General features: G+C 69.9%; 23 protein-coding genes. 13 read left to right on the forward strand and 10 right to left on the reverse strand.

Annotated elements, in window-relative coordinates; genetic code table 11:
- Positions 1–91: 91 nt before the first annotated feature.
- On the forward strand, positions 92–1,090 hold the full coding sequence (locus tag ACXJLU_RS14720; RefSeq protein WP_457332083.1) for a D-2-hydroxyacid dehydrogenase family protein: 999 nt from the start codon (positions 92–94) through the stop codon (positions 1,088–1,090).
- On the opposite strand, the gene ACXJLU_RS14725 is transcribed toward ACXJLU_RS14720, so the two are convergent.
- Positions 1,087–3,684, reverse strand: a complete 2,598-nt coding sequence (locus ACXJLU_RS14725; protein WP_457332085.1) for a winged helix-turn-helix domain-containing protein — start codon at positions 3,682–3,684, stop codon at positions 1,087–1,089. The genes ACXJLU_RS14720 and ACXJLU_RS14725 overlap by 4 nt on opposite strands.
- 157 nt (positions 3,685–3,841) lie before the next feature.
- Between ACXJLU_RS14725 and ACXJLU_RS14730 the strand changes: the two genes are divergently transcribed.
- Positions 3,842–6,715, forward strand: a complete 2,874-nt coding sequence (locus tag ACXJLU_RS14730) for a YncE family protein (RefSeq protein WP_457332087.1) — start codon at positions 3,842–3,844, stop codon at positions 6,713–6,715.
- Between the two features lie 9 nt (positions 6,716–6,724).
- Here the strand turns inward: ACXJLU_RS14730 and ACXJLU_RS14735 are convergent, their stop codons facing one another.
- On the reverse strand, positions 6,725–7,273 hold the full coding sequence (locus ACXJLU_RS14735; RefSeq protein ID WP_457332089.1) for a carboxymuconolactone decarboxylase family protein: 549 nt from the start codon (positions 7,271–7,273) through the stop codon (positions 6,725–6,727).
- Between the two features lie 143 nt (positions 7,274–7,416).
- On the opposite strand from ACXJLU_RS14735, the gene ACXJLU_RS14740 reads away from it, so the two are divergent.
- The 9 genes from ACXJLU_RS14740 to ACXJLU_RS14780 all read left to right on the forward strand — a co-directional run bounded on the left by ACXJLU_RS14740 (position 7,417) and on the right by ACXJLU_RS14780 (position 13,904).
- Entirely contained in the window at positions 7,417–8,289 is an 873-nt protein-coding gene (locus ACXJLU_RS14740; RefSeq protein ID WP_457332091.1) for an AraC family transcriptional regulator, read from the forward strand.
- Positions 8,282–9,637 (forward strand): alpha/beta hydrolase family protein, encoded by a 1,356-nt coding sequence (locus ACXJLU_RS14745; RefSeq protein WP_457332093.1) that lies wholly within the window; start codon positions 8,282–8,284, stop codon positions 9,635–9,637. The genes ACXJLU_RS14740 and ACXJLU_RS14745 overlap by 8 nt, the downstream gene beginning before the upstream one ends.
- 11 nt (positions 9,638–9,648) lie before the next feature.
- Positions 9,649–10,167, forward strand: coding sequence for an O-acetyl-ADP-ribose deacetylase (locus ACXJLU_RS14750; protein WP_457332095.1), 519 nt, complete (start codon positions 9,649–9,651; stop codon positions 10,165–10,167).
- The gene (locus ACXJLU_RS14755) at positions 10,151–10,294 is read left to right on the forward strand and encodes a hypothetical protein (protein WP_159445378.1); all 144 of its coding nucleotides are present in this window, start codon (positions 10,151–10,153) and stop codon (positions 10,292–10,294) included. The genes ACXJLU_RS14750 and ACXJLU_RS14755 overlap by 17 nt, the downstream gene beginning before the upstream one ends.
- Positions 10,295–10,308: 14 nt before the next feature.
- Entirely contained in the window at positions 10,309–10,851 is a 543-nt protein-coding gene (locus ACXJLU_RS14760; RefSeq protein ID WP_457332097.1) for an ankyrin repeat domain-containing protein, read from the forward strand.
- A 38-nt stretch (positions 10,852–10,889) separates the two neighbouring features.
- A complete protein-coding gene (locus tag ACXJLU_RS14765) occupies positions 10,890–11,411 on the forward strand; it encodes a DUF2199 domain-containing protein (protein ID WP_457332099.1) in 522 nt (173 codons plus the stop codon).
- Positions 11,412–11,446: 35 nt separating this feature from the next.
- Positions 11,447–11,857 (forward strand): DUF4259 domain-containing protein, encoded by a 411-nt coding sequence (locus ACXJLU_RS14770; RefSeq protein ID WP_457332101.1) that lies wholly within the window; start codon positions 11,447–11,449, stop codon positions 11,855–11,857.
- Between the two features lie 121 nt (positions 11,858–11,978).
- Positions 11,979–12,692: a DUF899 family protein gene (locus ACXJLU_RS14775; protein ID WP_457332103.1), complete on the forward strand. Its 714-nt coding sequence runs from the start codon at positions 11,979–11,981 to the stop codon at positions 12,690–12,692.
- Positions 12,693–12,728: 36 nt separating this feature from the next.
- Positions 12,729–13,904: an ATP-binding protein gene (locus tag ACXJLU_RS14780; protein WP_457332105.1), complete on the forward strand. Its 1,176-nt coding sequence runs from the start codon at positions 12,729–12,731 to the stop codon at positions 13,902–13,904.
- A gap of 28 nt (positions 13,905–13,932) precedes the next feature.
- On the opposite strand, the gene ACXJLU_RS14785 is transcribed toward ACXJLU_RS14780, so the two are convergent.
- A complete protein-coding gene (locus tag ACXJLU_RS14785) occupies positions 13,933–14,955 on the reverse strand; it encodes an alcohol dehydrogenase catalytic domain-containing protein (RefSeq protein WP_457332107.1) in 1,023 nt (340 codons plus the stop codon).
- 103 nt (positions 14,956–15,058) lie between these two features.
- Here ACXJLU_RS14785 and ACXJLU_RS14790 point away from each other — a divergent pair, with 103 nt between their 5' ends.
- Positions 15,059–15,910, forward strand: coding sequence for a LysR family transcriptional regulator (locus ACXJLU_RS14790; RefSeq protein WP_457332109.1), 852 nt, complete (start codon positions 15,059–15,061; stop codon positions 15,908–15,910).
- A 3-nt stretch (positions 15,911–15,913) separates the two neighbouring features.
- On the opposite strand, the gene ACXJLU_RS14795 is transcribed toward ACXJLU_RS14790, so the two are convergent.
- The 5 genes from ACXJLU_RS14795 to ACXJLU_RS14815 all read right to left on the reverse strand — a co-directional run bounded on the left by ACXJLU_RS14795 (position 15,914) and on the right by ACXJLU_RS14815 (position 21,413).
- Positions 15,914–17,317, reverse strand: coding sequence for a DHA2 family efflux MFS transporter permease subunit (locus tag ACXJLU_RS14795; RefSeq protein WP_457332111.1), 1,404 nt, complete (start codon positions 17,315–17,317; stop codon positions 15,914–15,916).
- Positions 17,314–17,931 carry a TetR/AcrR family transcriptional regulator gene (locus ACXJLU_RS14800; RefSeq protein WP_457332113.1) on the reverse strand — a complete coding sequence of 206 codons (618 nt, stop codon included), beginning with the start codon at positions 17,929–17,931 and terminating at the stop codon, positions 17,314–17,316. Before ACXJLU_RS14800 ends, ACXJLU_RS14795 begins: the two co-directional genes overlap by 4 nt.
- Before the next feature lie 567 nt (positions 17,932–18,498).
- Positions 18,499–19,998: a hypothetical protein gene (locus ACXJLU_RS14805; RefSeq protein ID WP_457332115.1), complete on the reverse strand. Its 1,500-nt coding sequence runs from the start codon at positions 19,996–19,998 to the stop codon at positions 18,499–18,501.
- Complete coding sequence (locus ACXJLU_RS14810; RefSeq protein WP_457332116.1) at positions 19,995–20,480, reverse strand: hypothetical protein; 486 nt, start codon at positions 20,478–20,480, stop codon at positions 19,995–19,997. Before ACXJLU_RS14810 ends, ACXJLU_RS14805 begins: the two co-directional genes overlap by 4 nt.
- A 51-nt stretch (positions 20,481–20,531) precedes the next feature.
- Positions 20,532–21,413 (reverse strand): LysR family transcriptional regulator, encoded by an 882-nt coding sequence (locus tag ACXJLU_RS14815; RefSeq protein WP_457332118.1) that lies wholly within the window; start codon positions 21,411–21,413, stop codon positions 20,532–20,534.
- Positions 21,414–21,517: 104 nt separating this feature from the next.
- Here ACXJLU_RS14815 and bla point away from each other — a divergent pair, with 104 nt between their 5' ends.
- A complete protein-coding gene (bla, locus tag ACXJLU_RS14820) occupies positions 21,518–22,414 on the forward strand; it encodes a class A beta-lactamase (RefSeq protein ID WP_457332120.1) in 897 nt (298 codons plus the stop codon).
- Here the strand turns inward: bla and ACXJLU_RS14825 are convergent.
- Together ACXJLU_RS14825 and ACXJLU_RS14830 are read right to left on the reverse strand one after the other, a co-directional pair.
- Complete coding sequence (locus ACXJLU_RS14825; RefSeq protein WP_457332122.1) at positions 22,411–24,348, reverse strand: putative bifunctional diguanylate cyclase/phosphodiesterase; 1,938 nt, start codon at positions 24,346–24,348, stop codon at positions 22,411–22,413. The two genes, bla and ACXJLU_RS14825, sit on opposite strands and share 4 nt — an antisense overlap.
- A gap of 4 nt (positions 24,349–24,352) precedes the next feature.
- On the reverse strand, positions 24,353–24,590 hold a 238-nt coding region (locus tag ACXJLU_RS14830; protein ID WP_457332124.1), incomplete at its 5' end, for a YfiR family protein.

Below are 24,590 nucleotides of genomic sequence, written 5' to 3' on the forward strand. Positions count from 1 at the left end.
ATCTTGTTGGATATTTTGCTTAAATTGGATGCATCGATGAATCTTAATTGAAGGAGGCTCCCAATTGGGAACGGCACACAGGCGGCCCAAGGTGGCGGTACTCGACGACTACGCCGGCGCTGCTCTCAGCCTCGCCGACTGGTCGTCCGTGCAGAGCCAGGCGGACGTCACGGTCTTCGACCACCACCTCTCCGAGGACGAAGCCGCGCAGGCGCTGCAGCCGTTCGACGTGGTTTGCACGCTTCGCGAGCGCATGGCCTTTCCACGCACGCTGATCGAGCGGCTGCCGAACCTGAAGCTGATCAAGATCGTCGGCATGAGCCTGCCGAACCTGGACATGGCCGCGGCCAGCGAGCGCGGCATCCTGGTGGGCCACTCGGATTTCTCCCACCCCAGGTTTCGCATCGCCGGCCTCGCTGACGCCACGCCGGAACTGGCATGGGGGTTGATGATGGCCACAGTGCGCCACTTGGCTGAAGAACATCGGCACATGCGCGACGGCGGGTGGCAGACCACCACAGGTCTGATCCTGTCCGGCAAGACGCTCGGCCTTCTCGGTCTCGGCCGCAGCGGCAAACGCATGGCACAATACGCGAAGGTGTTCGGGATGGAGGTCATCGCCTGGAGCCAGAACCTGACCGTCGAGGCGGCGGCGGCGGTCGGCGTGCGCCGTGTCGAGAAAGAGGCTCTCTTCACGGAAGCCGACGTGGTCTCCATCCACCTGGTGCTGTCGGAGCGCACGCTGGGCCTCGTCACTGAAGCCGAACTGGCCTTGATGAAGCCGAGCGCCTATGTGATCAACACCTCCAGAGGTCCGATCGTCGACGAGGCGGCTCTTGTCGCTGCGCTGCGAGCCGGAACGATCGCCGGAGCGGGACTGGACGTCTACGACGTCGAACCGCTGCCGCCCGATCATGCGTTGCGCTCTCTGCGCAACGTGACGCTGTCTCCCCATCTCGGGTACGTCACCCGCGAGCTTCTGCGCGCCATCTATTCAGAAACCGCAGAAGACGTGGCGGCTTGGCTGGAGGGGTCCCCGGTCTGGATCGCGAACCGTGAGGCGCTGCAGAGTCGAGTTCCGACCGGCTAGACATTCCGCTCTCCCCATTCGATCAGCCGCAACTCCCGCGCCCGGACCAGCGCCCCCACGCGTGTGCCCACGCCGAGCTTCGCGAAGATGTTCTTCACATGCCACTTCACGGTGGTCATCGAGATCTGCGCCCGCGCGCTGATCTGCTGGTTGCTCAAGCCCTGCGCCAGCAGCGCCAGCACCTCCAGCTCGCGCGCGGTCAGCGCATCCACCGCATGGGCGGAGCGGGGCTCGCTGCGCCCGAGCGCGGCACCGAAGACGCGCAGCACGTGCTCGGGCATCAGGCGGCGCATCGTCGGCACCTGCAGCGCAGCCACCAGCACCTCGTGGAAGCGCGGGTTGTCGTCGAACCAGCTGCGCGACGGCGCGTGGCCGCGGGCGCGCAGCAGCGATTGATGCAGACACTGCAGCGCCTCGTCGCGCGCGCCGGTCTCCCACAGGTTGCTGGCCAGCGCCGCCTCGATCGCATGCAAGCGCAGCACGTGCCCTGCGGCCTCGGCGCTGCCGCGCAGCACCTGCAGCACGGCGCGCGCTTCATCGTGCCGCTGCGCGTGCGACAGCAGCGCGGCCTGCGCCATGCCGCGCCGCTCCCAGGCCTCGTCATAGGGTCGCATGGCTTGCCATTCGGTCGCGTCGACGATGCCGAATTCCGCCGCGCAGTCGCGTGCCCGCACCGGCTCGCCCTGCGCCAGCCACAGCCGCACCTTGTCGAATCCCACCTGCGCCGCAAAGCGCCGCTCGTGGCTGCCGCCGAGCACGCCGTGCAGGTAGTCGAGCAGGCGCATCGCGGCCTCGGGTTCGCGCTCGGCGGCATGCACGCGGGCGAGCGTGCGTGCGGCGGCCACCAGCGTCTCGTAGGTACCACCTGCTTCCACCAGCGGCAGCAATTCCTCGCACAGCGTGCGCGCTTCGGACAGTCGGTTGGTCTCATAGCGCAGCACCGCGAGCGCTGTCGCCGCATTCGCCCACGCGGCATTGCGCGGGCCGTTGCGCGTGCCGGCCCACAGCGCTTCCACGCGGCGCGCGGCCGAGCCGAAGTCGCCCTTCGCCCGCTCCACCAGTGCCAGCAGGCTGCTTGCATAGCCATCGCCGTAGGGGCTGATCGGCTGCAGGATCTCTCGCGCGCGCATCGCGAGCCGCCACGCGGCATCGAAGCGATGCGCGCAGAACAGCGCATAGGCGCGGTTGACCAACTGCAGCCCGCGCAGCTGGGCATCGCCATCGCTCTCGTCAGCCGCCGGCATCTCGTCGCCGAGCGCTGCATGCTCGCCGAGCAGCGCCTGCAGGATCTGCTGCAGTGTGCGCCGATGAAACGCGAACGGCGCACCGTCGCGCGTCGCGGGGTCCGCGGCCAGCCGGCGCAGCATCGCGCGGGCTTCGTCGAAGCGCCGGCACAAGACCAGGCAGGTGGTGAAGGTCACGCCGAGCGCAGGCCGGGCGTGCAGGTGTTGAGGTGGCAGCCGCTCGCACCAGCGCACCACCTCGGCGATGTCGCCCGATTGCTGCCAGCGTGCGGCGGCGCGCTCCATCAGCTCGGCACACCAGGCCGGCTCGCCCGACTGGAACGCATGGGTCAGTGCCTCGGTGAAGCGCAGCTGCGCCGCATACCAATGGCTGGCACGCGCGTGCAGGGCGCGCTGGCGCGCCGGGTCGGCCGCCAGCCGGCTGCGCAGGAAGCCGGCGAACAGCGGGTGGTAACGGAAGGCCAGGGCGTGGCTGTCCTGCGCGGTCACGAACAGCTGGCTGCGCTCCAGCTTCTCGAGCACCGCCTGCGAGCCGTCGCGGCCGAGCAGTGCATCGCACAGCTCGCCGGTCATCGCGTCGACGAGGCTGGTCGCGACCAGGAACTCCTGCAGCGCCGCATCCTGCTCGCTCAGCACCTCGCGCTGCAGGTAGGCGGCGATGTCGACATGGCCGCCGTCGACATCGCCACGCGCGAGCAGGCCGAGCTTGACGCCCGCTGTCCAGCCCAGCGTGATCTCCAGCAATCGCTCGGCGTGTTCGCGGCTCAGCGGCTCGGGCATCAGCTTGCGGCCGAGCTGCGTGACCTGGCCGATGTCGAACGCCAGGTCACCACCATCGAGCACCTCCAGCTGATCGCGCAGCCGCCACGTGGGCAGGTTCAGGCCGGGCATGCAGCGACCCGACAGCACCCAGTGCACTCCAGGTGCGCACGATGCCAGCAGCGTGTCGAGCAGCGCGAGGCAGGGCGCGTCCTGCGCGTGCTGCACGTCGTCGATCATGATCAGCAGGTCGCCGCTGCGCTGTGCGAGCAGCGTCTGCAGGGTCTGCACCGCACCATCGGCGCCCGTCGTCGATGGGGGCTGCGCGCCGGCTGCCGCCACGCTGGCCAGCAGCCGCGTCGCCAGCGCCTGCGGGCTCGGCAGCGGCCCGTCCAGCGTCAACCAGGCCACCGTGCGCCGTTGCCGCCGATTGCGGAACCACTGCGTCAGCAACGTCGTCTTGCCGGAGCCGGCCGGCGCGGCCACCAGCACCAGCCGCAGTTTCGACGCGGCATCGAGCCGCGCCATCAAGGCGGGTCGCGAGACGCTGGAAGGCGCCAGCAGCGGGGGCTCGATCGTCGTTTCTGACATCGCGGCGGCCGGGGAGGGTGAACCCCTGGAGGGAGGGCGCGCGAGTGTAGCGCCCCCTCCCGGCGGAGGGGGCGCGGCGGAAAGACGCTCCGTACGATCGTGCGGCGAGCCACCGTCGAGGCAGCCCGCCATCCAACAAAGAAACAAGGAGACACACATGCAAGCGCATCCCATGCCGTGCCGAGGCAGGCCGCGGCTCACCCTGTCGATGTTGTTGTCGTCGTTGCGGTTCCTGTCGGGCCTCGTGATGGCCCTGTTGCTGATGCCGCTCGCGGCGCACGCGCAGGCGCCGTCGTTCATGCAGTTCGAGAGCGGCCCGGTGCGGCCGATGGCGATGTCGCCCGACCGCAGCCGGCTGTTCGTCGCGAACACGCCCAACGACACGCTCGATGTCTTCAACATCGCCGGTGCCACGCCGCAGCTCGTCGCGCGCGTGCCGGTGGGGCTGGAGCCGGTGTCGGTGGCGGTGCGCGGCAACACCGAGGTGTGGGTGGTGAACCACCTGTCCGACAGCGTCAGCATCGTCGACCTGGCCGGCACGCCGCGCGTCGTGCGCACGCTGCTGGTAGGCGACGAGCCGCGCGACATCGTGTTCGCCGGCAACCCGGAGCGCGCCTTCATCACCACCGCGCACCGCGGGCAGCAGCGCAGCGATCCGTCGCTGGCCGCCGTGCCCGGTGCCGGCGACCCGCAGCTCACGACGCCCGGCATCGGCCGCGCCGACGTGTGGGTCTTCAACCCGGCGAGCCTGGGCAGCGCGTTCGGCGGCCTGCCGCTGCGCATCATGAGCTTCTTCAGCGACACGCCGCGCGCGCTGGCGGTGAGCCCCGACCGCAGCACCGTCTACGTCGCGGCCTTCAAGTCGGGCAACCAGACCACCACGCTGCTCGCGGGGATGATCTGCGGCGGCTTCAACCCGAACCTGCCCTGCCTGGGCCCGAACTTCAAGATCGTTCCCGGCGGCAACCCCGGCCCGAAGACCAACTTCGAAGGCAAGCAGGCGCCCGAGGTCGGCCTGATCGTCAAGTTCAACAAGGCCGCCGGGCGCTGGGAAGACGAGCTGCATCGCAACTGGAACAACGCGGTGCAGTTCCGCCTGCCCGACCGCGACGTGTTCGCCGTCGATGCCAACACGCTGGCGCAGAAGACCAGCTGGTCGGGTGTCGGCACGGTGCTGTTCAACATGGTCACCAACCCGGTCAGCGGCGCGGTCTACGTGTCGAACACCGAGGCGATCAACGAGGCCCGCTTCGAGGGGCCGGGCACCTACGCCGGCCACACGGTGCAGGGCAAGCTGGCGCAGACGCGCGTCACCGTGCTGTCGGGCGCGAACGTCTCGCCGCGCCACCTCAACAAGCACATCGACTATTCGAAGCTGCCGGGCAACCCCGGCTTCGACTGGACGATGAAGAACCATTCGCTGGCGATGCCGCTCGACATGGTGGTCACCGGCGACGGCCGCACGCTGTACGTGGCGGCCTTCGGCTCCAGCCGCATCGGCGTGTTCGATACCGCCGCGCTCGAGAGCGACAGCTTCGATCCGCGCAGCGCCAGCGCGCGCTACATCGAACTGGCCGGCGGCGGCCCGAGCGGGCTGGTGCTCGACGAGGCACGCGGCCGCCTCTACGTCACCACCCGCTTCGACAACGCGGTCAAGGTGGTCGACCTGGCGTCGCGCGCCACGCTGTCGTCGGTCGCGATGAAGAACCCCGAGCCGGCGTCGGTGACGGCCGGGCGGCCGTTCCTGTACGACGCGCGCCGCTTCTCGGCCAACGGCGAAGCCTCGTGCGCGAGCTGCCACACCTTCGGCGATGCCGACGACCTGGCCTGGGACCTCGGCAACCCCGATGACCGCGTCACCAACAACCCGATCACGAAGAACCTGGCGTCGCCGCTGGAGATCACGCTCGGCAAGCTGCTGTTCGGCGTCAAGTCGCCGGTCAACGGCAGCGACAACGCCAACGAGTTCCATCCGATGAAGGGGCCGATGACGACGCAGACGCTGCGCGGCATGCGCAACTCCGGTGCGATGCACTGGCGCGGCGACCGCGCCACCGGGCTGTTCGGCAGCAGCGGCACCGACAGCGTGCTGTCGTTCAAGAACTTCGCGGTGGCCTTCGAGGGCCTGCTGGGCGGCACCGCGCCGCTGAGCGAGGCCGAGATGCAGACCTTCGCCGACTTCCAGCTCCCGGTGATGCTGCCGCCGAACCCGATCCGCAAGCTCGACAACACGCTGACCGCATCGCAGCAGCGCGGGCGCAGCTTCTACAGCGGCACGCGGCCGTCGGACGGCATCGACATCGGCGCGCTGGGCGGGCTGGTGCCGAACCAGACCGCCTTCACCTGCGAGGGCTGCCACCGGCTCGACCCGGCCAGCGGCTTCTTCGGCACCGGCGGGCGCGCGAGCTTCGAGGGCATCACGCAGATCGTGAAGATCCCGCACCTGCGCAACATGTACCAGAAGGTCGGCATGTTCGGCTCGCCGCGCGTGGAGTTCTTCGGCGCGCCCGACACCGGCTTCCTGGGCGACCAGGTGCGCGGCTTCGGCTTCGTCAACGACGGCTCGGTGGACACGCTGTTCCGCTTCTTCACCGCCAAGGTGTTCAACCCGCAGCTCACGGTCGGCTTCCCGATCGTGGACCCGGATGCGACGCGGCGCGACGTGGTCGATTTCATGATGGCCTTCGACAGCGACCTCGCGCCGATCGTCGGCCAGCAGGTCACGCTGACCAGCACCAATGCGGCGGCGGTGGCGGGCCGCATCAACCTGCTGCTGCAGCGCGCGGCCACGCCGTTCACGTCGAAGGAGCTGGGCGGCGCGACCACCGAATGCAGCCTGGTCGTGCGGATCGTGGAAGGTGGCGTGTCGCGCGGGCTGCTCTACAAGCCGGCGGTGCAGGCCTTCGTCGCGTCCGACGGCAGCCAGCGCAGCGACGCGGCGGTGCGGGCGCTGGCGACGGTGCCGGGGCAGGAGGTGACGTACACCTGTGCGCCCCCGGGGTCGGGGGCGCGCATCGCGTACGACTCCTGAGCGAGGGCGTCAGGCCGCCTGGCGGCGCAGCTTGACCGCCGGGAAATCGACCGGCACCGCGAGCGCCACGTTCAGGTAGTTGGTGAACAGGTTCAGCGCGACGTGGGCGATGATCTCGACGATCTGTTCATCGTCGAAGCCCGCGCCGCGCAGCGCCTGCACATCGGCATCGCCGACCTGGCCGCGGTCGTTGACCAGCTTCAGCGCGAAGCGCAGCGCCACGGCCGTCTTCGGATCGGCGGATTCGCCGTGCTGCGCCGCCACCATCTCTTCGGCGCTGGCACCGGCCTTGCGCCCGAGTGCCGTGTGGGCGGCCAGGCAGTACTCACAGGCATTGCGGTCGGCCACCGCCACGGCGATCTGCTCGCCCAGCTTGGCCGGGAGCACGCCGGCACCGAGTGCGCCGAAGCTGCCCCACAGGCTCTTCAGCGCGGCAGGGGAGTTGGCGACGGCGCGGAACATCGCCGGCGTGGCGCCGAGGGCACCGTGGATCTGGTCGAGCAGCTGCTTGCGCTCGCCGTCGGTGCTTGCGGGAGCGATCAGTTGGACGCGGGACATGGTGGGTTTCCTTGAGAGGTCGAGAAGGTGGTTGGGAGGGTCTTCGGCAGCTGCTGGTCGCCAGTGTGCGTCGCGAAGCCGTACCATTGGGCACCTATCGTCCCGATGACATGCCTGATCGTCCAGGGCTTCGCATCCTCCGCATGAACCATCCCGACCCGGCTCCGATCGACCGCCTCTCCGGCCTGCTGGAGCGGTTCAAGGTGCGCGCGCGGCTGTTCCACAGCGGCCCGCTGTGCGGCACYACGCACTTCCCGGCCGAGCCGGGCCGCGGCTTCCTGCACGTGATGCGGCGCGGCGAGATGGAGCTGCGCCATGGCGCGAAGACGCCGCTGCCGCGGCGCATCGTCGTGGCCGAGCCGACGCTGCTGTTCTACCCGCGGCCGCTGTCGCACGCGTTCCGCAATCCGCCGCAGGACGGCTCTGATTTCGTGTGCGCCGAGCTCGAGTTCGACGGCGGCGAGCGCAACCCGCTGGTGCGCGCGTTGCCGCCGCTGATCGTGCTGCCCTTGTCGCGCGTCGAGGGGCTGGCGCCGGCGCTCGCGCTGCTGTTCGGCGAGGCGGAGCGGCTGCGCTGCGGGCAGCGCCTGCTGGCCGATCGCTTGTTCGAGGTGGTGCTGATCCAGCTGCTGCGCTGGCTGATCGACCACCCGGCCGAGGCCGGCATGCCGCAGGGGCTGCTGACGGGGCTGTCCGATCCGCGGCTGGCGCGTGCACTGGTGGCGCTGCACGACACGCCCGGCGCGCCGTGGAGCCTGGCGACGATGGCGGCCGAAGCCGGCATGTCGCGCAGTGCGTTCGCTGTTGCTTTCAAGACCGTGGTCGGCCAGCCGCCGGCCGCGTACCTCGCCGACTGGCGGCTCAGCCTGACGCAGTCGCAGCTGCGCCAGGGCCGCTCGGTCAAGGCCATCGCCGACGAACTGGGCTATGCCAACGCGTCGGCGTTGTCGCGCCTGTTCAGCCAGCGGGTGGGCCACTCACCCCGTCAATGGCTGGAGCAGAACCAGGATGGCTGAACGAACATTTCACTTGGTGCGCGCGCTGGTGGCGATGGCCGGGCTCGCGCTGTGCGGGCTCGGCGTGCCGCTTGCATCGCAGGCGGCAGACGAGCCCGCGGCCGATTGCGGGGTCGGCGCGTACCGGCTCGACGATGGGTCCAGCCTCGATGTCGGCCCGTCGGCGGGCAGCTCGCTGCGCTGGCGGCGACCCGATGGAACGAGCGGTGCGTTCTCGACCACCGGCCCGGAGGCCGGCGTGAGCTCGCTCGGATGGACAAAGCGGCCGGACGGCCAGCGTGTTCGCATCGACTGCGCGAAGGCGCAGATCGAGGTCGACGGTGTGCGTGGCCGGCGGCTGGCGCTCGCGACGACCGAGGTGCGTTTCACCAGCGACGGCACGACGCTCGCGGGCCGCCTCGTGATGCCCGAGGGCGGCGGGCCGGTGCCGGTCGTCGTGTTGCTGCAGGGCTCGGAGCACGACTCGGCGATGCGCTTCGATTCGATGCAACGGCGGTTCCCCGCGGCCGGCGTCGGCGCCTTCGTGTTCGACAAGCGCGGCACCGGGGCGTCCGGAGGTCGCTACTCGCAGGACTTCGATCAGCTGGCACGCGACGCGGTCGCGGCGCTGCGGGAAGCCCGGCGGCTGGCCGGCACGCGCGTCGCGAGGATCGGATTCCATGGCCCGAGCCAGGGTGGTTGGATCGCACCGCTGGCGGCAAGGATCGCGCCGGTCGATTTCATCGTCGTCGGCTTTGGTCTCGCGGTGTCGGTGCTGGACGAGGATCGCGAAGCGGTCGCGATGAACATCACGGCAGCCGGCCACGGCCCGCAGGCGATGGCTGGCGCGATGGAACTGGTGGACGCCTGCGGTGCGCTGGCCTTGAACCCGATGCCGGCGGTGTTCGACCGCTTTGCGCGCGTGCGGCAGCGCTTTGCAGGCGAGCCGTGGTTCAAGGACGTGCGCGGGGATTTCTGCTACCTGCTGCTGGGCCTGAAGACCCAGGAGGAGTTCGCGGAATTCGCGCAGCACCTGAATGCCGGCACGCCGTGGCTGTTCGACCCGCTGGCGACGATCGGGGCGGTGACGGCTCCGCAGTTGTGGATCCTCGCGCAGGACGACCTCGAGGCACCCGCCGCGGAGACCGCACGCCGCCTCGCGTTGCTGCGCATGGCCGGTCGCCCGATCGCGACGGCGGTGTTCCCGAACACGGAGCACGGCATCTACGAGTACGAGACGGCCGCGGACGGCAGCCGCCTGTCGACGCGCCAGCCGGATGGCTACCTGCGGATGATGGTCGACTTCGCGCGCGGGATGGCGTTGAAGCCGCCGTACGGCACTGCCGTTCTTGCTCGGCCTGATCGCTAGACTTGCTGACCATGCCAGCCAAGCTTCGCGCCGTCCGCGCCGACATCACGACCCTCGCCGTCGACGCGATCGTCAATGCCGCGAACTCGTCGCTGCTGGGTGGTGGTGGCGTGGACGGGGCGATTCATCGCGCGGCCGGTCCGGAACTCCTGCATGAATGCCGACTGCTGGCTGGCTGCAAGACGGGCGACGCGAAGCTGACGAAGGGCTACCGGCTCAAGGCGAAGTACATCGTCCACACCGTCGGGCCGGTCTGGCGTGGCGGTGAGCACGGCGAGGCGGATCTGCTGGCGTCCTGCTATCGGAGGTCGCTCGAAATCGCTGGCTCGAAAGGTGTCAGGTCGCTGGCGTTTCCGAGCATCAGCACCGGCATCTACGGCTACCCGATCGACTTGGCGGCGCAGGTTGCGGTTCGCACCGTGCGCAGCCATCTCGCGCAGTTTCCCGAGTTGGAGGAGGTGGTGTTCTGTTGCTTCTCGCCCAGCGATCTGGCGGTCTACGAAAGGGCGATCCATGGACCAGCAAGCTGAATCCTGGCCGGTGCGCACGATGCTGCTCTTGAACTTCAAATCACGCGAGCCCGAGCTGGCGAAGGCCGCGGCTGCATCGACCTTCCTCGAGGGTGCGCTTGAGTTGCTGATGGCCCTGTTCTCGTGACCCGGAGGCAAACATTGCCGTCCATCGAATTCTGGGGCGACCTGCTGCGCGATCGTTCAGAGGCGGACGTGATCTCGTTCATTCGCCAGCAGCCTGAACTGGTGAACGCGCCGGATGCCGTGTTGTCCGAGTACGCGCTGGAGCAAGCCGTCTTCTTCGAAATGCGCGAGCTGGTGCAAGTGCTGCTCGACCTGGGCGCGAATCCTGATCAATTGAACGACCAGGGCTGCCTGGCACTCCACACGGCCATCGAGTTGTTCGAGCGTTCGCCGAAAGTCGCGTTGCAACTGGTCGACGTTCTGCTGGCTCGCGGCGCCGATCTCGAAGCCAGAGGGTATCCAGACTTCACCGCGCTGCATCGGGCCTGCGCGGTGAATGCCATTCCCATCGCGATGATGCTCATCGAGCGAGGTGCCAGCCTGACGGCTGCAGCGGAAGCGTGGGTGGATGGCGGGCGCACGCCGCTCGACGTGGCGTGGACCCATCGATACCAGGAGCTTGCGTCGCTGCTGCAGAGCCGAGGTGCAAAGAGCGTCGATGATCTTCCGACACCCTGACCCTTCCGGTTCCGTCCCACTTCTTGATCCCGACAACCATGGCAGCCAACTTTGCATTCAAGTGCAGCAATTGCGAAGAGATCCACGAGGGCTCTCCGAGCATCGGCTATCGAATGCCCGACCCGTACGCATCCTTGTCGGAGGAGCAGAAGGCGACGATGGGAGAACTGAGCAGCGACTTCTGCACCATCACGCATGAGGACAGAACCGACCGATTCATCCGCGCCGTGCTGGAGGTGCCGATTCACGGGATCGAGGAGCCGTTCCTGTGGGGCATCTGGGTGTCGCTGAGCGAGAAGAGCTTCAACCGCTATCTCGAAACCTACGATGAGCCCGTCGACGGAGACTGCTTCTTCGGCTGGGTCTGCAACGGGATTCCGGACTACCCGTACGGCGAGTCGAGGTCGGCCGATATCGTGGTGCAGCCCGGAGGTCAGCGACCCAAGGTCATTCTCCACCGTGGCGAACACGACCGCGATCCGTTGGTCATTGATCAAACTCGTGGAATTTCCATTGCCCGAGCACAGGAAATTGCGGAACATGTGTTCCATCGGGACTGAGCCGGTCCAAGCACGGAATTCATCGAGGAGCGCACATGGGAGCATGGTCTGTCGATCCCTTCGGAAATGACGACGCCGCGGATTGGGCCTACGAGCTTGAAGAAGCCGACAGCCTCGCTCCCATCGAAGAAGCGATCGACGCCGTGCTTTCGTCCGGCGACGACTACCTGGAAGCGCCGGTAGCTTCCGTGGCCATCGCGGCCATCGAGGTCCTGGCCAGACTGGGAGGCGGCTCCGGCGAGAAGACCTCGTACACGGAAACTGCTGACAAGTGGGTGGCCGAGCACCCACTCAAACCATCGGTGGAACTGGTGGACAAAGCGCAGGCCGCAATCGCCCGCATCCTTGCCGAGAATTCCGAGCTGGCGGAGCTCTGGCAGGAGAGTGATGAATACGATGCCTGGCAGGCTTCGGTCGAAGATCTGCGAGTGCGAGTCGGCGCCTGACTCTCACGGCTGTCTGACGGATCGGCTCAACCAGCTCCGTCGATCGAATTTCTCGGCTTCTCCGGTCGATTCTGCACCTCATCGCTCGTCGTCCCAGCATCACCTCACCTTGGAGACGCCCATGAGCACACAGCCGCCCCTCCGCCCCGCCAAGGACCTCGCCCAGTCCAAGCGCCGCTTCCCCGGCGAGACCCCCGAGTACCGCGCTGCCCGCAACGCCCTGCTCGAACAGGAGATCGAGCTGCGCCGCCTGAACGAGCGCGTCGCCGCGCAGCGCCGCGCGCTGCCGCCGGGCGGGGTCGTGCCGCACGACTATCGCTTCGACGGCGTGCAGGGCCCGGTCACGCTGTCGCAGCTGTTCGGCGAGCACGACACGCTGGTCACCTACAACTTCATGTACGGCCCGCAGCGCAAGCGGCCGTGCCCGATGTGCACCTCGATGCTCAGCGCGTTCGACGGCGAGATGCCCGACATCCTGCAGCGCGTGTCGTTCGCGGTGATCGCGCGCGCGCCGCTCGACCGCATCGTCGCTTTCAAGAAGGAACGCGGCTGGCGCCACCTGCGCCTGTACTCGTCGGGCGGCAACGACTTCAACCGCGACTATGCCGACGAAGACCCGGCCAGCGGCTCCGACAACGCCGGCTTCAACGTCTTCACGCGCCGCGACGGCGTCATCCGGCACACCTGGGGCGACGAGATGGGCCCGGAGAGCGCCGACCCCGGCCAGGACCCGCGCGGCGCGCCCGAGGTGATGCCGATCTGGATCGTGCTCGACATGACGCCGGGCGGCCGCGGCACCGACTGGTACCCGGAACTCGACTACCCGAAGCGCTGAGGCTTCGGCGGCCGCACGCAGAGCGCAGAATGCCGGATGCGCCTGTCGAGCTTCATTCACGCCAACATCGATGCCATCCTGCGGGATTGGGTCGCTTTCGCGGCCAGCCAGATGCCTGCCGCGGCCAGCATCGACGAGGCGGGCCTGCTCGACCACGGCAGGTTGATCCTGCAGGAGATCGCCGAAGACATGCGCCGTCCGCAAGACGACGACGAGCGGCAAGCCAAATCGGAAGGCCAGAGCGACACGCCCGACCTCGCCCGAAGCGTCCCGTCGCGCAGCCATGCCCGGCAGCGCGAGCGACAGGGGTTCGAGGTGGAGCAGATGGTGGCCGAATACCGTGCGCTGCGGGCGACGGTGTTGAGGTTGTGGAGCGCTTCCCCGGGCGAGGCACAGGTTGCCCGCGATCTCGACGACGTGACGCGCTTCAACGAGGCGGTAGACCAGGCCATCGCGGAGTCGCTGAGCGTTTTCGTGCTGGAAGTGAACCGCACGCGCGACCTCTTTCTCGGGATGCTGGGTCACGACCTGCGCGGTCCCCTCAGCACGATCTCGGCCTATGCGGCGCTGGCGCTGCGCACCCGCCCCGACGATGCGCCGCAACTCGCCGTGGTGCAGCGCAGCGTCGGCCAGATGAAGGCCCTGCTGAACGACCTGGTCGAGTACACGCGCCATCGCCTGGGGTCGGGTCTGCCCGTCAGTCCGGCGCCGCTTCATCTCGACAAGTTCGCCCAGAACACCTTGCAGGAAATCGATGCGATCACCCCCGGTCGAGTCCTGCAGTTGACGGTGCTGGGCGATCTGCAGGGCGAATGGGACGCGCGGCGCCTGCATCAGGCCTTGTCCAACCTGGTGTTCAATGCCTTGAAGTACGGATTCCCCAGCTCGCCGGTCCGCGTCATCCTGGATGGCACACGCACCGATGAAGTCCTGCTGGCCGTCGAGAACCACGGCAAACCGATTCCGGCCGACCTGCTGCCCAGCCTCTTCGATCCGCTGGTGCGCGCCGGCAGCGATGATGACGATGCCGACTCCCAGGTGGCCGGCGCCAATCTCGGCCTCGGGCTGTACGTCGTCCGCGAGATCGCGCTGGCCCACGGCGGCACGGTGGAGGTCTCGTCAGACGAAGACGCCACGCGCTTCGAGCTTCGCTTGCCGCGCATCTGTGTGCGCCGCAACGGCGAAAGTCCGACTCCTCCCCGATCTGCATGATTCGCGACGGCGTCGCCGGTGCCGGTTGTCACGCCGCGCCGATGTCGACGGCGATCTTGCCGCGCGCCGGCCCGCCGGCCCCGCCCATCAGCGCGTGGGCCGCGTTCACCTCGGCCAGCGTGAAGCGGTGCGGGTCGAGCATCGGCCGCAGCGTTCCTTCGGCCGCCAGCCGCGCGGCGTGGCCGAGGATCTCGCCGTGGCGCTCAAGTCCTTCGCCGGTCAGCAGCGGCAGCAGCGTGAACACGCCGGAGTAGGTGGCGCCCCGGAACGACAGCGGCGCCAGCGCATGCGTGCCCCAACCGAGGCTGCTGACGACGTGGCCGGTGTAGCGGCGCGCGGCGATGAACGATGCATCGAGCGTGGTGCCGCCCACCGTGTCGAACACGATGTCGAAGCCCGCACCGGCGGTTGCCTCGGCCACGTAGCGCTCCACCGGCGTCGCGGTGTGGTCGATCGGCGTGGCGCCGAGCCGGTGGATCGCGTCGATCTGCGCCGCTGTGCCGGTGGCCCAGACGTCGGCGCCGTGCGCACGTGCCAACTGCACGGCGATGTGCCCGACGCCGCCGGCCCCGCCATGCACCAGCACGCGGTCGCCGGGCTTCACCCTCGCCCGATCGACAAGCCCTTCCCATGCGGTGATCGTGACCAGCGGCAGCACCGCCGCCTCGCGCGGTGACAGCGCGGCCGGCCGCAGCGCCAGCAAGCGCGCATCGACCGCGATGAAGCCGGCCAGCGTGCCCGCATGCCCGCCGACGCCGCCGACCATGCCGAACACCTCGTCGCCCGGCTTCAGCTGCGACACGCCCGCGCCGACGGCGCGCACGGTGCCGGCCATGTCGATGCCGAGCACTGCCGGCAGCGGCTGGCGTGCATGGGCCGCCTGGCCGGCGCGGATCTTCGCGTCGAGCGGGTTCACGCCGCTGGCCCGGACCTCGACGAGGACCTGGCCGGCGCCGACCGAGGGCACCGGCAGCTCGCGCACGACGAAGGGCGCGCCGGGCGCGTCGGCGAAGGCGGCAGTGGTGGTGGAAGGGAGGTGGAAGGTCGACATGGCTGTTCTCCGGTGATCGATGCAGCCAGTCTGGTCCATTCACAAACGTTCTTCAATCGACAAGAATGCACGTGGTTCATGCAAATGTGAATGCGAGGTCGAGATGGAATGGAGCGACGTGAAGGTGTTCCTCGCGGTGGCGCGCGAAGGCTCGCTCGGCGGTGCCGCGCGGCGCATTGGGCAGACGCAGCCGACGATGGGTCGGCGGCTGCGCGCGCTCGAAGACTCGCTCGGCCAGCGGCTGTTCCAGCGCGGCAGCGCCGGCTTCGTGCTGACCGAGGAAGGTCAGTCGGTGCTGCAGCATGCGCAGCGCATCGAGGAAGAAGCGCTGGCGATCGAGCGCCGCCTGGCCGACGGGCAGGTGGCGCTGAGCGGGCTGCTGCGCATCTCGTCGTCGGACTGGTTCGGCGTGCACGTGCTCGCGCCATGGTGCGCCGAGTTCATGGACCTGCACCCGGAGGTGACGATCGAGCTGATCACCGACAGCCGGCTGTTCAGCCTGGCGCGCCGCGAAGCCGACCTGGTGTTCCGCATCGCGCCGTTCAGCGAACCCGAGGTGGTGCAGCGCCGCTTCATGCACCTCGACTACGGGCTGTACGTCGCGAGCACGCACAAGGGGCCGCTGCCGCGGCGCGGCAAGGGCCTGCGGCTGGTGACGATGGACAGCGCCTTCGACGACATGCCCGACGTGGCCTGGCTCAAGCGCAGCTTCCCCGAGGGTCGCACGGTGTTCGGCAGCAACAGCCGCGAGGCGCAGGCACGCCTGTGTGCCGCCGGTGCCGGCGTGGCGGTGCTGCCGTGCGCGTTGGCGGCGGGCATGCCCGGCCTGCGGCGTGTTGCGCGGGCAGAGCCACCGCCCGGCCGCGAGGTCTGGGCGGGCTACCACCAGGACCTGCGCAACGCCGGCCGGCTGCGCGCGTTCCTCGAGTTCGTGGTGGCGAAGGCGGCGGCCTGACGCTCAGGGGCGCGGCGCCGGCTGCGTGTTGACGAACAGGCACAGGAAGGCCGTCAGCAGCGCGAGGCCGATGTGCAGGCCGTAGACCACGTCGAAATCGCTGCGTTGCACCACGCCATGGCCGAGCAGCAGCACCGTGATCGCGACGCCGATCACCGCGCCGATCTGGCGCGTGGCCTGGTTGACCGCGCTGCCGACTGCGTAGTGCTGCGCCGGCAACTTGCTGACGGCCGCACCGGACAGCGAGGGCAGCACCATGCCGACGCTCGCGCCGCTGAGGAACAGGCCGGGCAGCCAGTGCGTCAGGTAGGCGGGCTCGAGGCCGGGCACCAGCATGAACCACAGGCCGGCGGCCGCGTAGAGCAGCGCACCGCCGACCAGGAAGGGCCGGTGGCCGAGCCGCCCGGCGAGGCGGCCGGTGATGATGGCGACCGGGATCACGGTGAGCGGGCCCGGCGCGATGGCGAGGCCGGCCTGCGCCTGGCTGTAGTGCCACACGGTGTTCATGTAGAAGAAGAATGCGAAGAACATCATCGCGAACGCGATGCCGAAGGCCAGCGTCGCGGCGTTGACGGCGCTGTAGGTGCGGTGGCGGAACAGGCCGAGGTCGACCAGCGGATCGCGCACCCGGCCGGCCCAGATCACGAACGCGACCAGCGCGATCACGCCGGTGCCGGCGGCGGCGATCAGCTGCGCGCGCGTCCAGGCCGGGGATTCGGATTCGACGATGGCCAGCGCGATCGCGCCGACCGCGACGATCAGCAGCGCCATGCCGACCGCATCGACCTTGCGCCGTGTGGCCCCGCGCGGCGATTCGCCGAGCAATGCGGCACCGCGCCACAGCGACAGCGCGCCGATCGGCAGGTTGATGAAGAAGGCCCACGGCCAGCCGATGGTCTCGACGACCAGCGAGCCGAGGCTCGGCCCGACCGCGGCCGCGAAGCCGGCGACGGCACCCCACAGGCTGACGGTCAACGCGCGTTTTTCTTGCGGGAAGGCGGCCAGCACGATCGACAGCGAGGCCGGCGTCAGCAGCGCCGCGCCGACGGCCTGCAGCACGCGCGCGGCGATCAGCCAGCCGACGCTGCCGGCCATCCCGCAGGCGGCCGAGGCGGCGATGAACACCGTGACGCCGAACAGGAAGACGCGCTTGCGGCCGTGCGTGTCGGCCAGCCCGCCGGCGGGGATCAGCATCGCGGCATAGACGACGGTGTAGGCGTTGAGCACCCACGACATGTCGGCCGCGGTGGCCTGCGGGAAGCCGGTGCGCAATGCGCCGAAGGCCGCGTACAGCATCGTGCTGTCGAGCGACACCAGGAAGGCCGCGACGCTCGCGACCCAGAAGACGGGCCACGGGGAGGTGCGCGGGGCGGGCGGCTCGATGGCGACGGGGGTGGCGATGCTCATGGGGACTTCCGGGGTGAGGTGGCGGTGTCGGGAGAGGGGGTGTCGTACTGCAGCAGCAGTGCCTGGCGCACGCCCGCCAGCATCGCGCGGCCTTCGGCGGTGTTGCCGAGCGCGCGGGCGATCTGCAACGAGCCGACCAGCGTGCCGGTGACCACGCTGGCGGCGGCGCGGTGCGCCTCGGGCAAGGCGGCGTTCACGCGCTCGATGAGGCGGCGCACGCGCAGCGCGGAGGCCTCGCGCACGAGGTCGGACTGGCGGGGCATGTCGGAACCGAGCGCGGCCACCGGGCAGCCGCTGTCCATCGACACGAGGTGGCGATCGGCGAGGTAGGCGTCGACCAGCGCGCGGAACGGGCTGACGCCCTTCGCGACGCGTTGCGCGGTGGAGCGCGCGACGCTGTCGGTGCTCTCGCGGCCGGCGCGTTCAAGCGCTTCGACGAGCAGCGCGTCGCGCGACTCGAAGTGCGCATAGAAGCCACCGTGCGTGAGCCCGGCGTCCTTCATCACGTCGGCGACACCGAGGCCGGCATAGCCGTGGCGGCGGATCGCGCGGGCCGCGGCTTCGACGATGCGCTCGTGGGTCTCTTCCTTGCGGGTGTTGGCGGGGCGTGCCATCCGTGGCTCCATTAATATGACGTGCATCATATTCATGTTCGCCGGTTTGTGCTTGCGGGCTCATTCGCAGGTCGGCGCGGCAAAGGCGCGGGTGGGCAGGCTGTGGCGCGCCGGACGGTGCGGTCCTCGCCCCTGGCGGGGCGAAGACTTCCCTCCGCTGGCTGGATTCATGGCCCGTCGCCGAAACTCCCGCCACTCACTTCGTTCGTTGTGGTCAAACAGTCGGCGACAGTCAGTTCACGAAGCGTGCTGCGCACGCGGGCCATGAATCCAGCCAGCTCCGGCGCCCCGTCCCTATTGGCGCTCCACAGCCTGCCCACCCGCGCCTTTGTAGAACCGGTGGCTTTGTGCGAAGAGTCTGCGCAGGCTAGACGGGACTTCGATACCTCAGTCCGAACGGTTGGTGGTACGCCTACGTCGAACACTCACTACCCGTTCGGGCTGAGGTATCGAAGCCTGCGCCGGTCTTCTTCGTGGAGTCGGCCCCCAGGCCGACCGCCCCAGCATGAGCCCCCAGCCCCTCACGCCACCCGCCCCGCCAAGCCGCAAGAAAGCAGCAGCGGAAGTTCACCAGCCTGACATTCCGAAGCTGCGGCTCCAGGCCAGTTCGACCAGCGGAGTCGCCTTGTTCCCACGCAGCGGCTGCATCGCTCCCGCACCAAGACGCCATTCGCTGCGCGGCGTTGCGGCCCAGCCGGCCCACAACACGCTCTGCAGGATCGCGCCGCCGGCCGTGGCAACACCGCCGCCGCCGGCTGCACCCGCCAGCGCCTCGATGCCGACTCGCACCGGCGTGCCCGGCCGGCTGGCGATGCCGGCACCGATCAGCCCGGTTGAATAGGCGCCGGCATGTCCGGCGTAGGCGCTGTGCGCCTGGCCGCTGACGTAGACATGGTCGTCGACATAGCGGTTCAGCTTCAGCCCGATCGTGTCGAGCGACTGGCGGCTGCCATCCTGGCGCAGCACGCGGGCATGGTGCTGCAGTACGGCGGCCCATTCGGTGCGCACCACGCGCGGCGGCGTGTTGCGGCCGTCGTGGCCGGGTTCCAGGTCGATGCCCAGCCACAGCTGGGCCTGGCGCGCGCGCAGGTCGCCGTTGGCGGCGCGGATGCGGCCGTACTCGCCGCCGATCGTCCAGCCGGGCAGGGGGCTCCATTCCAACGTGCCGGTGGCCTTGCCGATCAGGCCGCCCCCGGTCGGCACGGCACCGCCGCCGCCGAGCCCGCCCGCCACCCGCAGGCCGGCCCGCCACGTGGGCAACACCACCGGAAACGGCGCGAAGCTTGCACCGACCGTGCCGAGGATCTCCATGTAGCCGGCCGCATCGCCCTTGGCCGCGGCCGCCGATTCGAGGCCCCACGACCAGCCGTTGGCGAATCGGCTTTCCGCGCGTGCGCCGGCCAGGCCGGCTGTCGGGCGCGGCGCGCCATCGAAGCGGTACGCGGTGGCGGTCAGCGCCATGCGGTCGAAGCCGAGGCCGGTGATGCCGCTCGACGCGCTGGCCGCGCCGCCATGTTCTCCCGCCAGGTGCGCGAAACCGCCGCGCCACGCGAGGGCCAGCCCGAATTGCTGGCTCTTGATCTCGCCGCTCGGGAAATTCACGGCTGACGCCGAGAGCCCCAGTTGCAACGACGAACCGATGTCCCTCATCACCGTCAGCGCAGGCCGCAGCATCAGGCCCGAGCCGACCGGCGCCGAGGCGCCACCACCGCCGCCCGCATACAGGCCCGTGGCCAGCGTCCAGCCGGGGCTGAACTGCCAGCGGTGCTGCACCTCGATGCCGGCGACGAACAATCCACCGCGCTGCCCGGTGGCAGCGCCATACACCGCCGGCCCGAAGGCCCAGCCGGAGCCGGCGTCGAACAACAGCGATCCGCCCACCAGGCCCATGCGCTCGCCCTGCGGCAGCCGCACCCGCTCGTAGCCGAACAGCGTGATGGTGGGGATCGGCGCATCGGCACCGTCGCGGCCACCTTCGTCGCCGCCGTCGGGTTCCGCCTGGGCCACACCGGCTGCCAGCAGCGCGCCGGCGAGCGCCGCCGCGCTGCGAAAACGCCGCCGGATCAAGCGAGTTCGCGCTCGAGCCAGGTCGCCGCGCTGTCGGCCGTCAGCCGGAACCCGGCCTCGACGCGCTTGCGGGCCACTTCCTGGCCATCGGCATTGCGGGCCGCCAGCATTGCGTAGGGATCGTCATCGTCCGGCACGATGTCGAGCGTCACGACGATCTCATGGGCGCCGCTGCCGATCCATATCTTCTTGTGCAGCCGCGCCGCCAGTTGCTGCTCATGCCGGCGCCGCACTTCATGCGCGGTCTTGACCAGCGTGTGGAAGGCGGGGGCATCGAGCGGCTTCGGGTTCTTCTTGTCGCGGCCCATCGTCCAGGGGCCGATCAACGCAGGCTCGGCCTCGCCGCGCAGCGTCATCGAGACGGCCCAGCCGTCGTCGTCTTCGTTCTTGATGACCTGGGCGATCCAGGCCTCGTCTTCCCAATGGCGCGCTTCCTGGATCAGCGCGGGTTCGTCATCAACAGAGCTCAGGGTGTCGGACATGACAGCGGGATGGTGAAGGGATTGGGGGCGTACTGTATAGGCGTACAGCCATCAAGTCGAGTGCTGCGACGTTTGTTGCGACGCCTGCTGGATCACCCACGCCTGGAACACCCGCAGCGCCTGCGTCGGCGCGCGTGACTTCAGCCGCGTGATCCAGTAGCGCCCGAGCGACACGCCGAGCGCGAACGGCTGCACCAACCGCTCGGTGCGCAGCTCCTCGCCGAACATCGCCGGCGGCAGCAGCGCGACACCGATGCCCTGCGCGGCGGCCGCCGCCATCGCGATCGACGAATCGAACACCGGCCCGCGCAGCAGCGGTGTCTCGATGCCGGCGGCCGCGCACCAGCGCGCCCATTCGTCGGCGCGGTACGAGCGCAGCAAGGTCTCGTCGGCGAGCGCGGCCGGCGTGCGCAGCCGCCGCGCCAGCGCCGGCGCGCACACCGGCGACAGCGGGGCCTCCAGCAAGGGCTTGGCCTCGGTGCCGTGCCAGGCGCCATCGCCGAAGCGGATCGCGCAGTCCAGCCCCTCGGCGGCCAGGTCGACGCGGTTGTTGTTCGTCATCAGCCGCAGGTCGATGGACGGCTGGTCGCGCCGGAAGGCCGCGAGCCGCGGCAGCAGCCAGCCGACCGCGAAGGTGCCGACCACCGCCACCGTCAGCACCTCGCGGTGCAGGCCGCCTTCGAACTGCTCCAGCACCAGCCGCATGCGCTCGAAGCTCTCGCTGAGCATCGGCAGCAGCGCGCTGCCCTCGTCGGTCAGCGCCAGGCCGCGCGGCAGGCGGCGGAACAGCGAGACGCCCAGGCGCTCCTCGAGGTTCTTGACCTGCGCGCTGACGGCGTTCTGCGTCACGCACAGCTCCAGCGCGGCGCGCGTGAAGCTCAGGTGGCGCGCCGACACCTCGAAGGCGCGCAAGGCGTTCAGCGGAAGTTGCATGGCCCAGATTATCTGGGGGTTCGCCCCCGAAAGCAGTGTTTGAGCGATGGCCGTGCGCTCGCTATCGTGCACGCTCCCAACCGACACGCCCTGAGGATTCCCCGATGCAAAGAAGACAGTTCAACGGCGCGCTCGCGCTGTCGCTCGGCACCGCAATGCCGTTCGCCTGCGCCGTGATGCCGGCCGTGGCCGCCCAGAAAAATTGGGAGCAGGGCGCCGATGCGCGCTGGGCCGCGATCGAAGCCGACGCCGGCGGCCGGCTCGGTATCGCGGTGCTCGACACCGGCAGCGGCCGTGTCGACGGCCACCGCCTCGACGAGCGCTTCCCGATGTGCAGCACCTTCAAGTGGCTGGCCGCGTCGCTGGTGCTGCAGCGCGTCGACGCCGGGCTCGAGCGGCTGGACCGGCGCATCGCCGTGCGCCGCGAGATGCTGATCGCGAACTCGCCCGTCAGCGAGCAGCATGTGGGCGGCGACGGCATGAGCATCGCCGAGCTGTGCGAGGCAGCGGTGCTGGTCAGCGACAACGCCGCGGCCAACCTGTTGCTCGCGAGCTTCGGCGGGCCGCCCGCGATCACGCGCCATGCACGCTCGCTCGGCGACACGAAGACGCGGCTGGACCGCACCGAACCCGCGCTGAACGAGGCCCGCCCCGGCGATCCGCGCGACACGACGACACCGCGCTCGATGGCGACCGCGCTGCGCAGCGCCTTGCTCGGCACGGCGCTCTCCGACGCGTCGCGCGCCCGGCTCGTCGCGTGGATGGAAGCGGTGCGCACCGGCACCGACCGGCTGCGCGCCGGCCTGCCGCCCGACTGGCGCGTCGCCGACAAGACAGGCACCGGTGCGCGCGGCAGCACCAACGACGTGGCCGTGGTCTGGCCGCCGAATCGTGCGCCGTTGGTCATCACCGCCTACCTGACCGACAGCAAGGCGGATGCGAAGCGCCGCAATGCCGCGCTGTCGGCGGTGGCGCGGGAGGCCGCCACCCGGGCCGCCTAAGTTGCAGCGAGTGCGGGGAGTACGCGGCCCGCGGCCAGCATCGCGTCGATCGCCTGCACGCTCACCGGCTTGCTGTACAGGAAGCCCTGTGCGAAATCGCAACGCTGCGCGGCCAGGAAATCGCGCTGCGCCGCCGTCTCGACCCCTTCGGCGACGACGGTCAGCGACAGGCTGTGCGCCATCGTGATGATGGCCGACGCGATCGCCGCGTCGTCGCTGCTGTCCGGCAGGTCTTTCACGAACGCGCGGTCGATCTTCAGCTTGCCGATCGGCAGGCGCTTCAGGTACGCGAGCGACGACAGCCCGGTGCCGAAATCGTCGACCGCCACCTGGATGCCGAGCGCACGCACCGCCTCCAGCTGCGCGACGTTGCTCGCCAGGTCCTCGACCATCGAATGCTCGGTGATCTCGATCTGCAGCGCGCGCGGGTCGGCCCCCGAGGCGCGCAGCGCGGCATCGATCTGCGCCTGGATGCCGCGGCGGATCTGCAGCGCCGAGACGTTCACCGCGACGTGCAGCCGGTGGCCGCCGTCGTGCCAGCGGCGGATCTGCAGGCACGCGGCATGCAGCACCCACTGGCCGATGTCGACGATCAGGCCGCTCGATTCGGCGATCGGGATGAACTCGACCGGCGACACCATGCCGAGCTGCGGATGCTCCCAGCGCAGCAGCGCCTCCACGCCGACCAGCCGCTGCGTGGCGAGGTCGACGATCGGCTGGTACAGCAGGCGCAGCTGGCGGTGCGAGACGGCCTCGCGCAGGTCGGCCTCGAGCTGCACGCGGCGCGTGGTGTCGTTCAGCATGCGGGGGTGGAACACCGCGAAGGTGTTCTTGCCCATGCGCTTGGCCTCGTACATCGCGGTGTCGGCGGCCAGCACCAGCGAGGCTGCGTCGACCGCGTCGTTCGGGTACAGCGCGACGCCGGCGCTGCCGCGCGCCCGCAGCAGCTGCGCGCCGACGGCCAGCGGCTCGTCGAAGGCGCGCATCGCCGCGTTCGCGAGCGCCTGCAGCTGCACCGGGTCGACGACGCGCGGCGACAGGATCACGAACTCGTCGCCACCGAAGCGGAACGCGATGTCGGTCGGCCGCATGAACTTCGTCAGCCGCCCGGCCAGCGCGCGCAGCAGCTCGTCGCCGACGCCGTGGCCGAGCGTGTCGTTGACGAGCTTGAAGTCGTCCAGGTCGAGCAGCAGCAGGCCGAAGCCCTCGCTGGTGCGGCCGACGGTCGCGATCAGCCGCTGGATCTGCTCGTTGGCCGCATGCCGGTTCGGCAGCCCGGTGACCGGGTCGTAGTGGGCGAGGTAGTCGAGCCGTTTCTCGGTGCCTTCGATCTGCCGGCGGATGCCGATCGCGAGCGCATAGGCGAGCGCGAACGACACCAGGCTGACCAGCAGCGTGATCGCGACGAAGGCCGCGACGCGCTCGTACAACACGCGCAGGCTCGCGCTCACCAGCACATGGCCGACCACGCGGTCGCCCTCGCGCACCGGCACGCGCACGTGCAGGTGGTTCCCGGCGAAGCGATGGCCTTCGGTAGCGAGGGCCGGCGGCGCGGCGTCGACCCGCTGCGTGCGCTGGCCGGGCGCGCTGTAGGCGGCGAGCTGGCGGTCCTGCAGGTCGAGCAGCGATGCGCGCTCGATGCCCACCGACGATTGCAGGCCGGAGAGCGTCTGCGCCGCGGCGCCGCTGTCGCCGAACAGCACCGCGGCCGAGCTGTTGTCGGCCACGATGTGCGCCTGCGCGGTGAGGTCGTCGACCATCGCGCTGCGCAGCGAGAAGTACACGTAGGCGTCGAAGCTCAGGCCCGCCAGCAGCAGCGCGGTGCTGACGCTGAGCGCCACCGCGCGCATCAGCCGGCGCCCGAGCTGCGGCCCGGGCTGCACGCGGAACGGGTCGCGGCGGCGTTCGGCGTCGGTCATGCGCTCGGTCGACATGCGGTCATTCCGTGACGCGGCGCGCCACGCGCAGCAGTTTCGAGCTGACCTGCAGGCGCGACTGGCGGACGGTGGCGAGGTCGATGTCGAAGCGCACGCGGTCGCCATCGCGGTGCAGCATGACGGCCGCGGCGATCGACGGCGCGGCGTCGCCGTCGGCGATCAGCAGCGTGCCGACCGGCGGGCGCTCCGGCGCGTTCGACGGGCTGTCCAGCAGCGCCGCATGGCAGGCCGACCAGCTG

This window comes from Rhizobacter sp. P5_C2, from assembly GCF_054049715.1.

Coding starts and splice junctions, on each gene's coding strand:
- ACXJLU_RS14750 (WP_457332095.1), top strand. CDS start 9,649: ATGCCAGCCAAGCTTCGCGCCGTCCGCGCCGACATCACGACCCTCGCC.
- ACXJLU_RS14745 (WP_457332093.1), top strand. CDS start 8,282: ATGGCTGAACGAACATTTCACTTGGTGCGCGCGCTGGTGGCGATGGCC.
- ACXJLU_RS14735 (WP_457332089.1), bottom strand. CDS start 7,273: ATGTCCCGCGTCCAACTGATCGCTCCCGCAAGCACCGACGGCGAGCGC.
- ACXJLU_RS14810 (WP_457332116.1), bottom strand. CDS start 20,480: ATGTCCGACACCCTGAGCTCTGTTGATGACGAACCCGCGCTGATCCAG.
- ACXJLU_RS14785 (WP_457332107.1), bottom strand. CDS start 14,955: ATGTCGACCTTCCACCTCCCTTCCACCACCACTGCCGCCTTCGCCGAC.
- bla (WP_457332120.1), top strand. CDS start 21,518: ATGCAAAGAAGACAGTTCAACGGCGCGCTCGCGCTGTCGCTCGGCACC.
- ACXJLU_RS14765 (WP_457332099.1), top strand. CDS start 10,890: ATGGCAGCCAACTTTGCATTCAAGTGCAGCAATTGCGAAGAGATCCAC.
- ACXJLU_RS14800 (WP_457332113.1), bottom strand. CDS start 17,931: ATGGCACGCCCCGCCAACACCCGCAAGGAAGAGACCCACGAGCGCATC.
- ACXJLU_RS14780 (WP_457332105.1), top strand. CDS start 12,729: ATGCGCCTGTCGAGCTTCATTCACGCCAACATCGATGCCATCCTGCGG.
- ACXJLU_RS14755 (WP_159445378.1), top strand. CDS start 10,151: ATGGACCAGCAAGCTGAATCCTGGCCGGTGCGCACGATGCTGCTCTTG.
- ACXJLU_RS14825 (WP_457332122.1), bottom strand. CDS start 24,348: ATGTCGACCGAGCGCATGACCGACGCCGAACGCCGCCGCGACCCGTTC.
- ACXJLU_RS14815 (WP_457332118.1), bottom strand. CDS start 21,413: ATGCAACTTCCGCTGAACGCCTTGCGCGCCTTCGAGGTGTCGGCGCGC.
- ACXJLU_RS14775 (WP_457332103.1), top strand. CDS start 11,979: ATGAGCACACAGCCGCCCCTCCGCCCCGCCAAGGACCTCGCCCAGTCC.
- ACXJLU_RS14795 (WP_457332111.1), bottom strand. CDS start 17,317: ATGAGCATCGCCACCCCCGTCGCCATCGAGCCGCCCGCCCCGCGCACC.
- ACXJLU_RS14770 (WP_457332101.1), top strand. CDS start 11,447: ATGGGAGCATGGTCTGTCGATCCCTTCGGAAATGACGACGCCGCGGAT.
- ACXJLU_RS14730 (WP_457332087.1), top strand. CDS start 3,842: ATGCAAGCGCATCCCATGCCGTGCCGAGGCAGGCCGCGGCTCACCCTG.
- ACXJLU_RS14725 (WP_457332085.1), bottom strand. CDS start 3,684: ATGTCAGAAACGACGATCGAGCCCCCGCTGCTGGCGCCTTCCAGCGTC.
- ACXJLU_RS14790 (WP_457332109.1), top strand. CDS start 15,059: ATGGAATGGAGCGACGTGAAGGTGTTCCTCGCGGTGGCGCGCGAAGGC.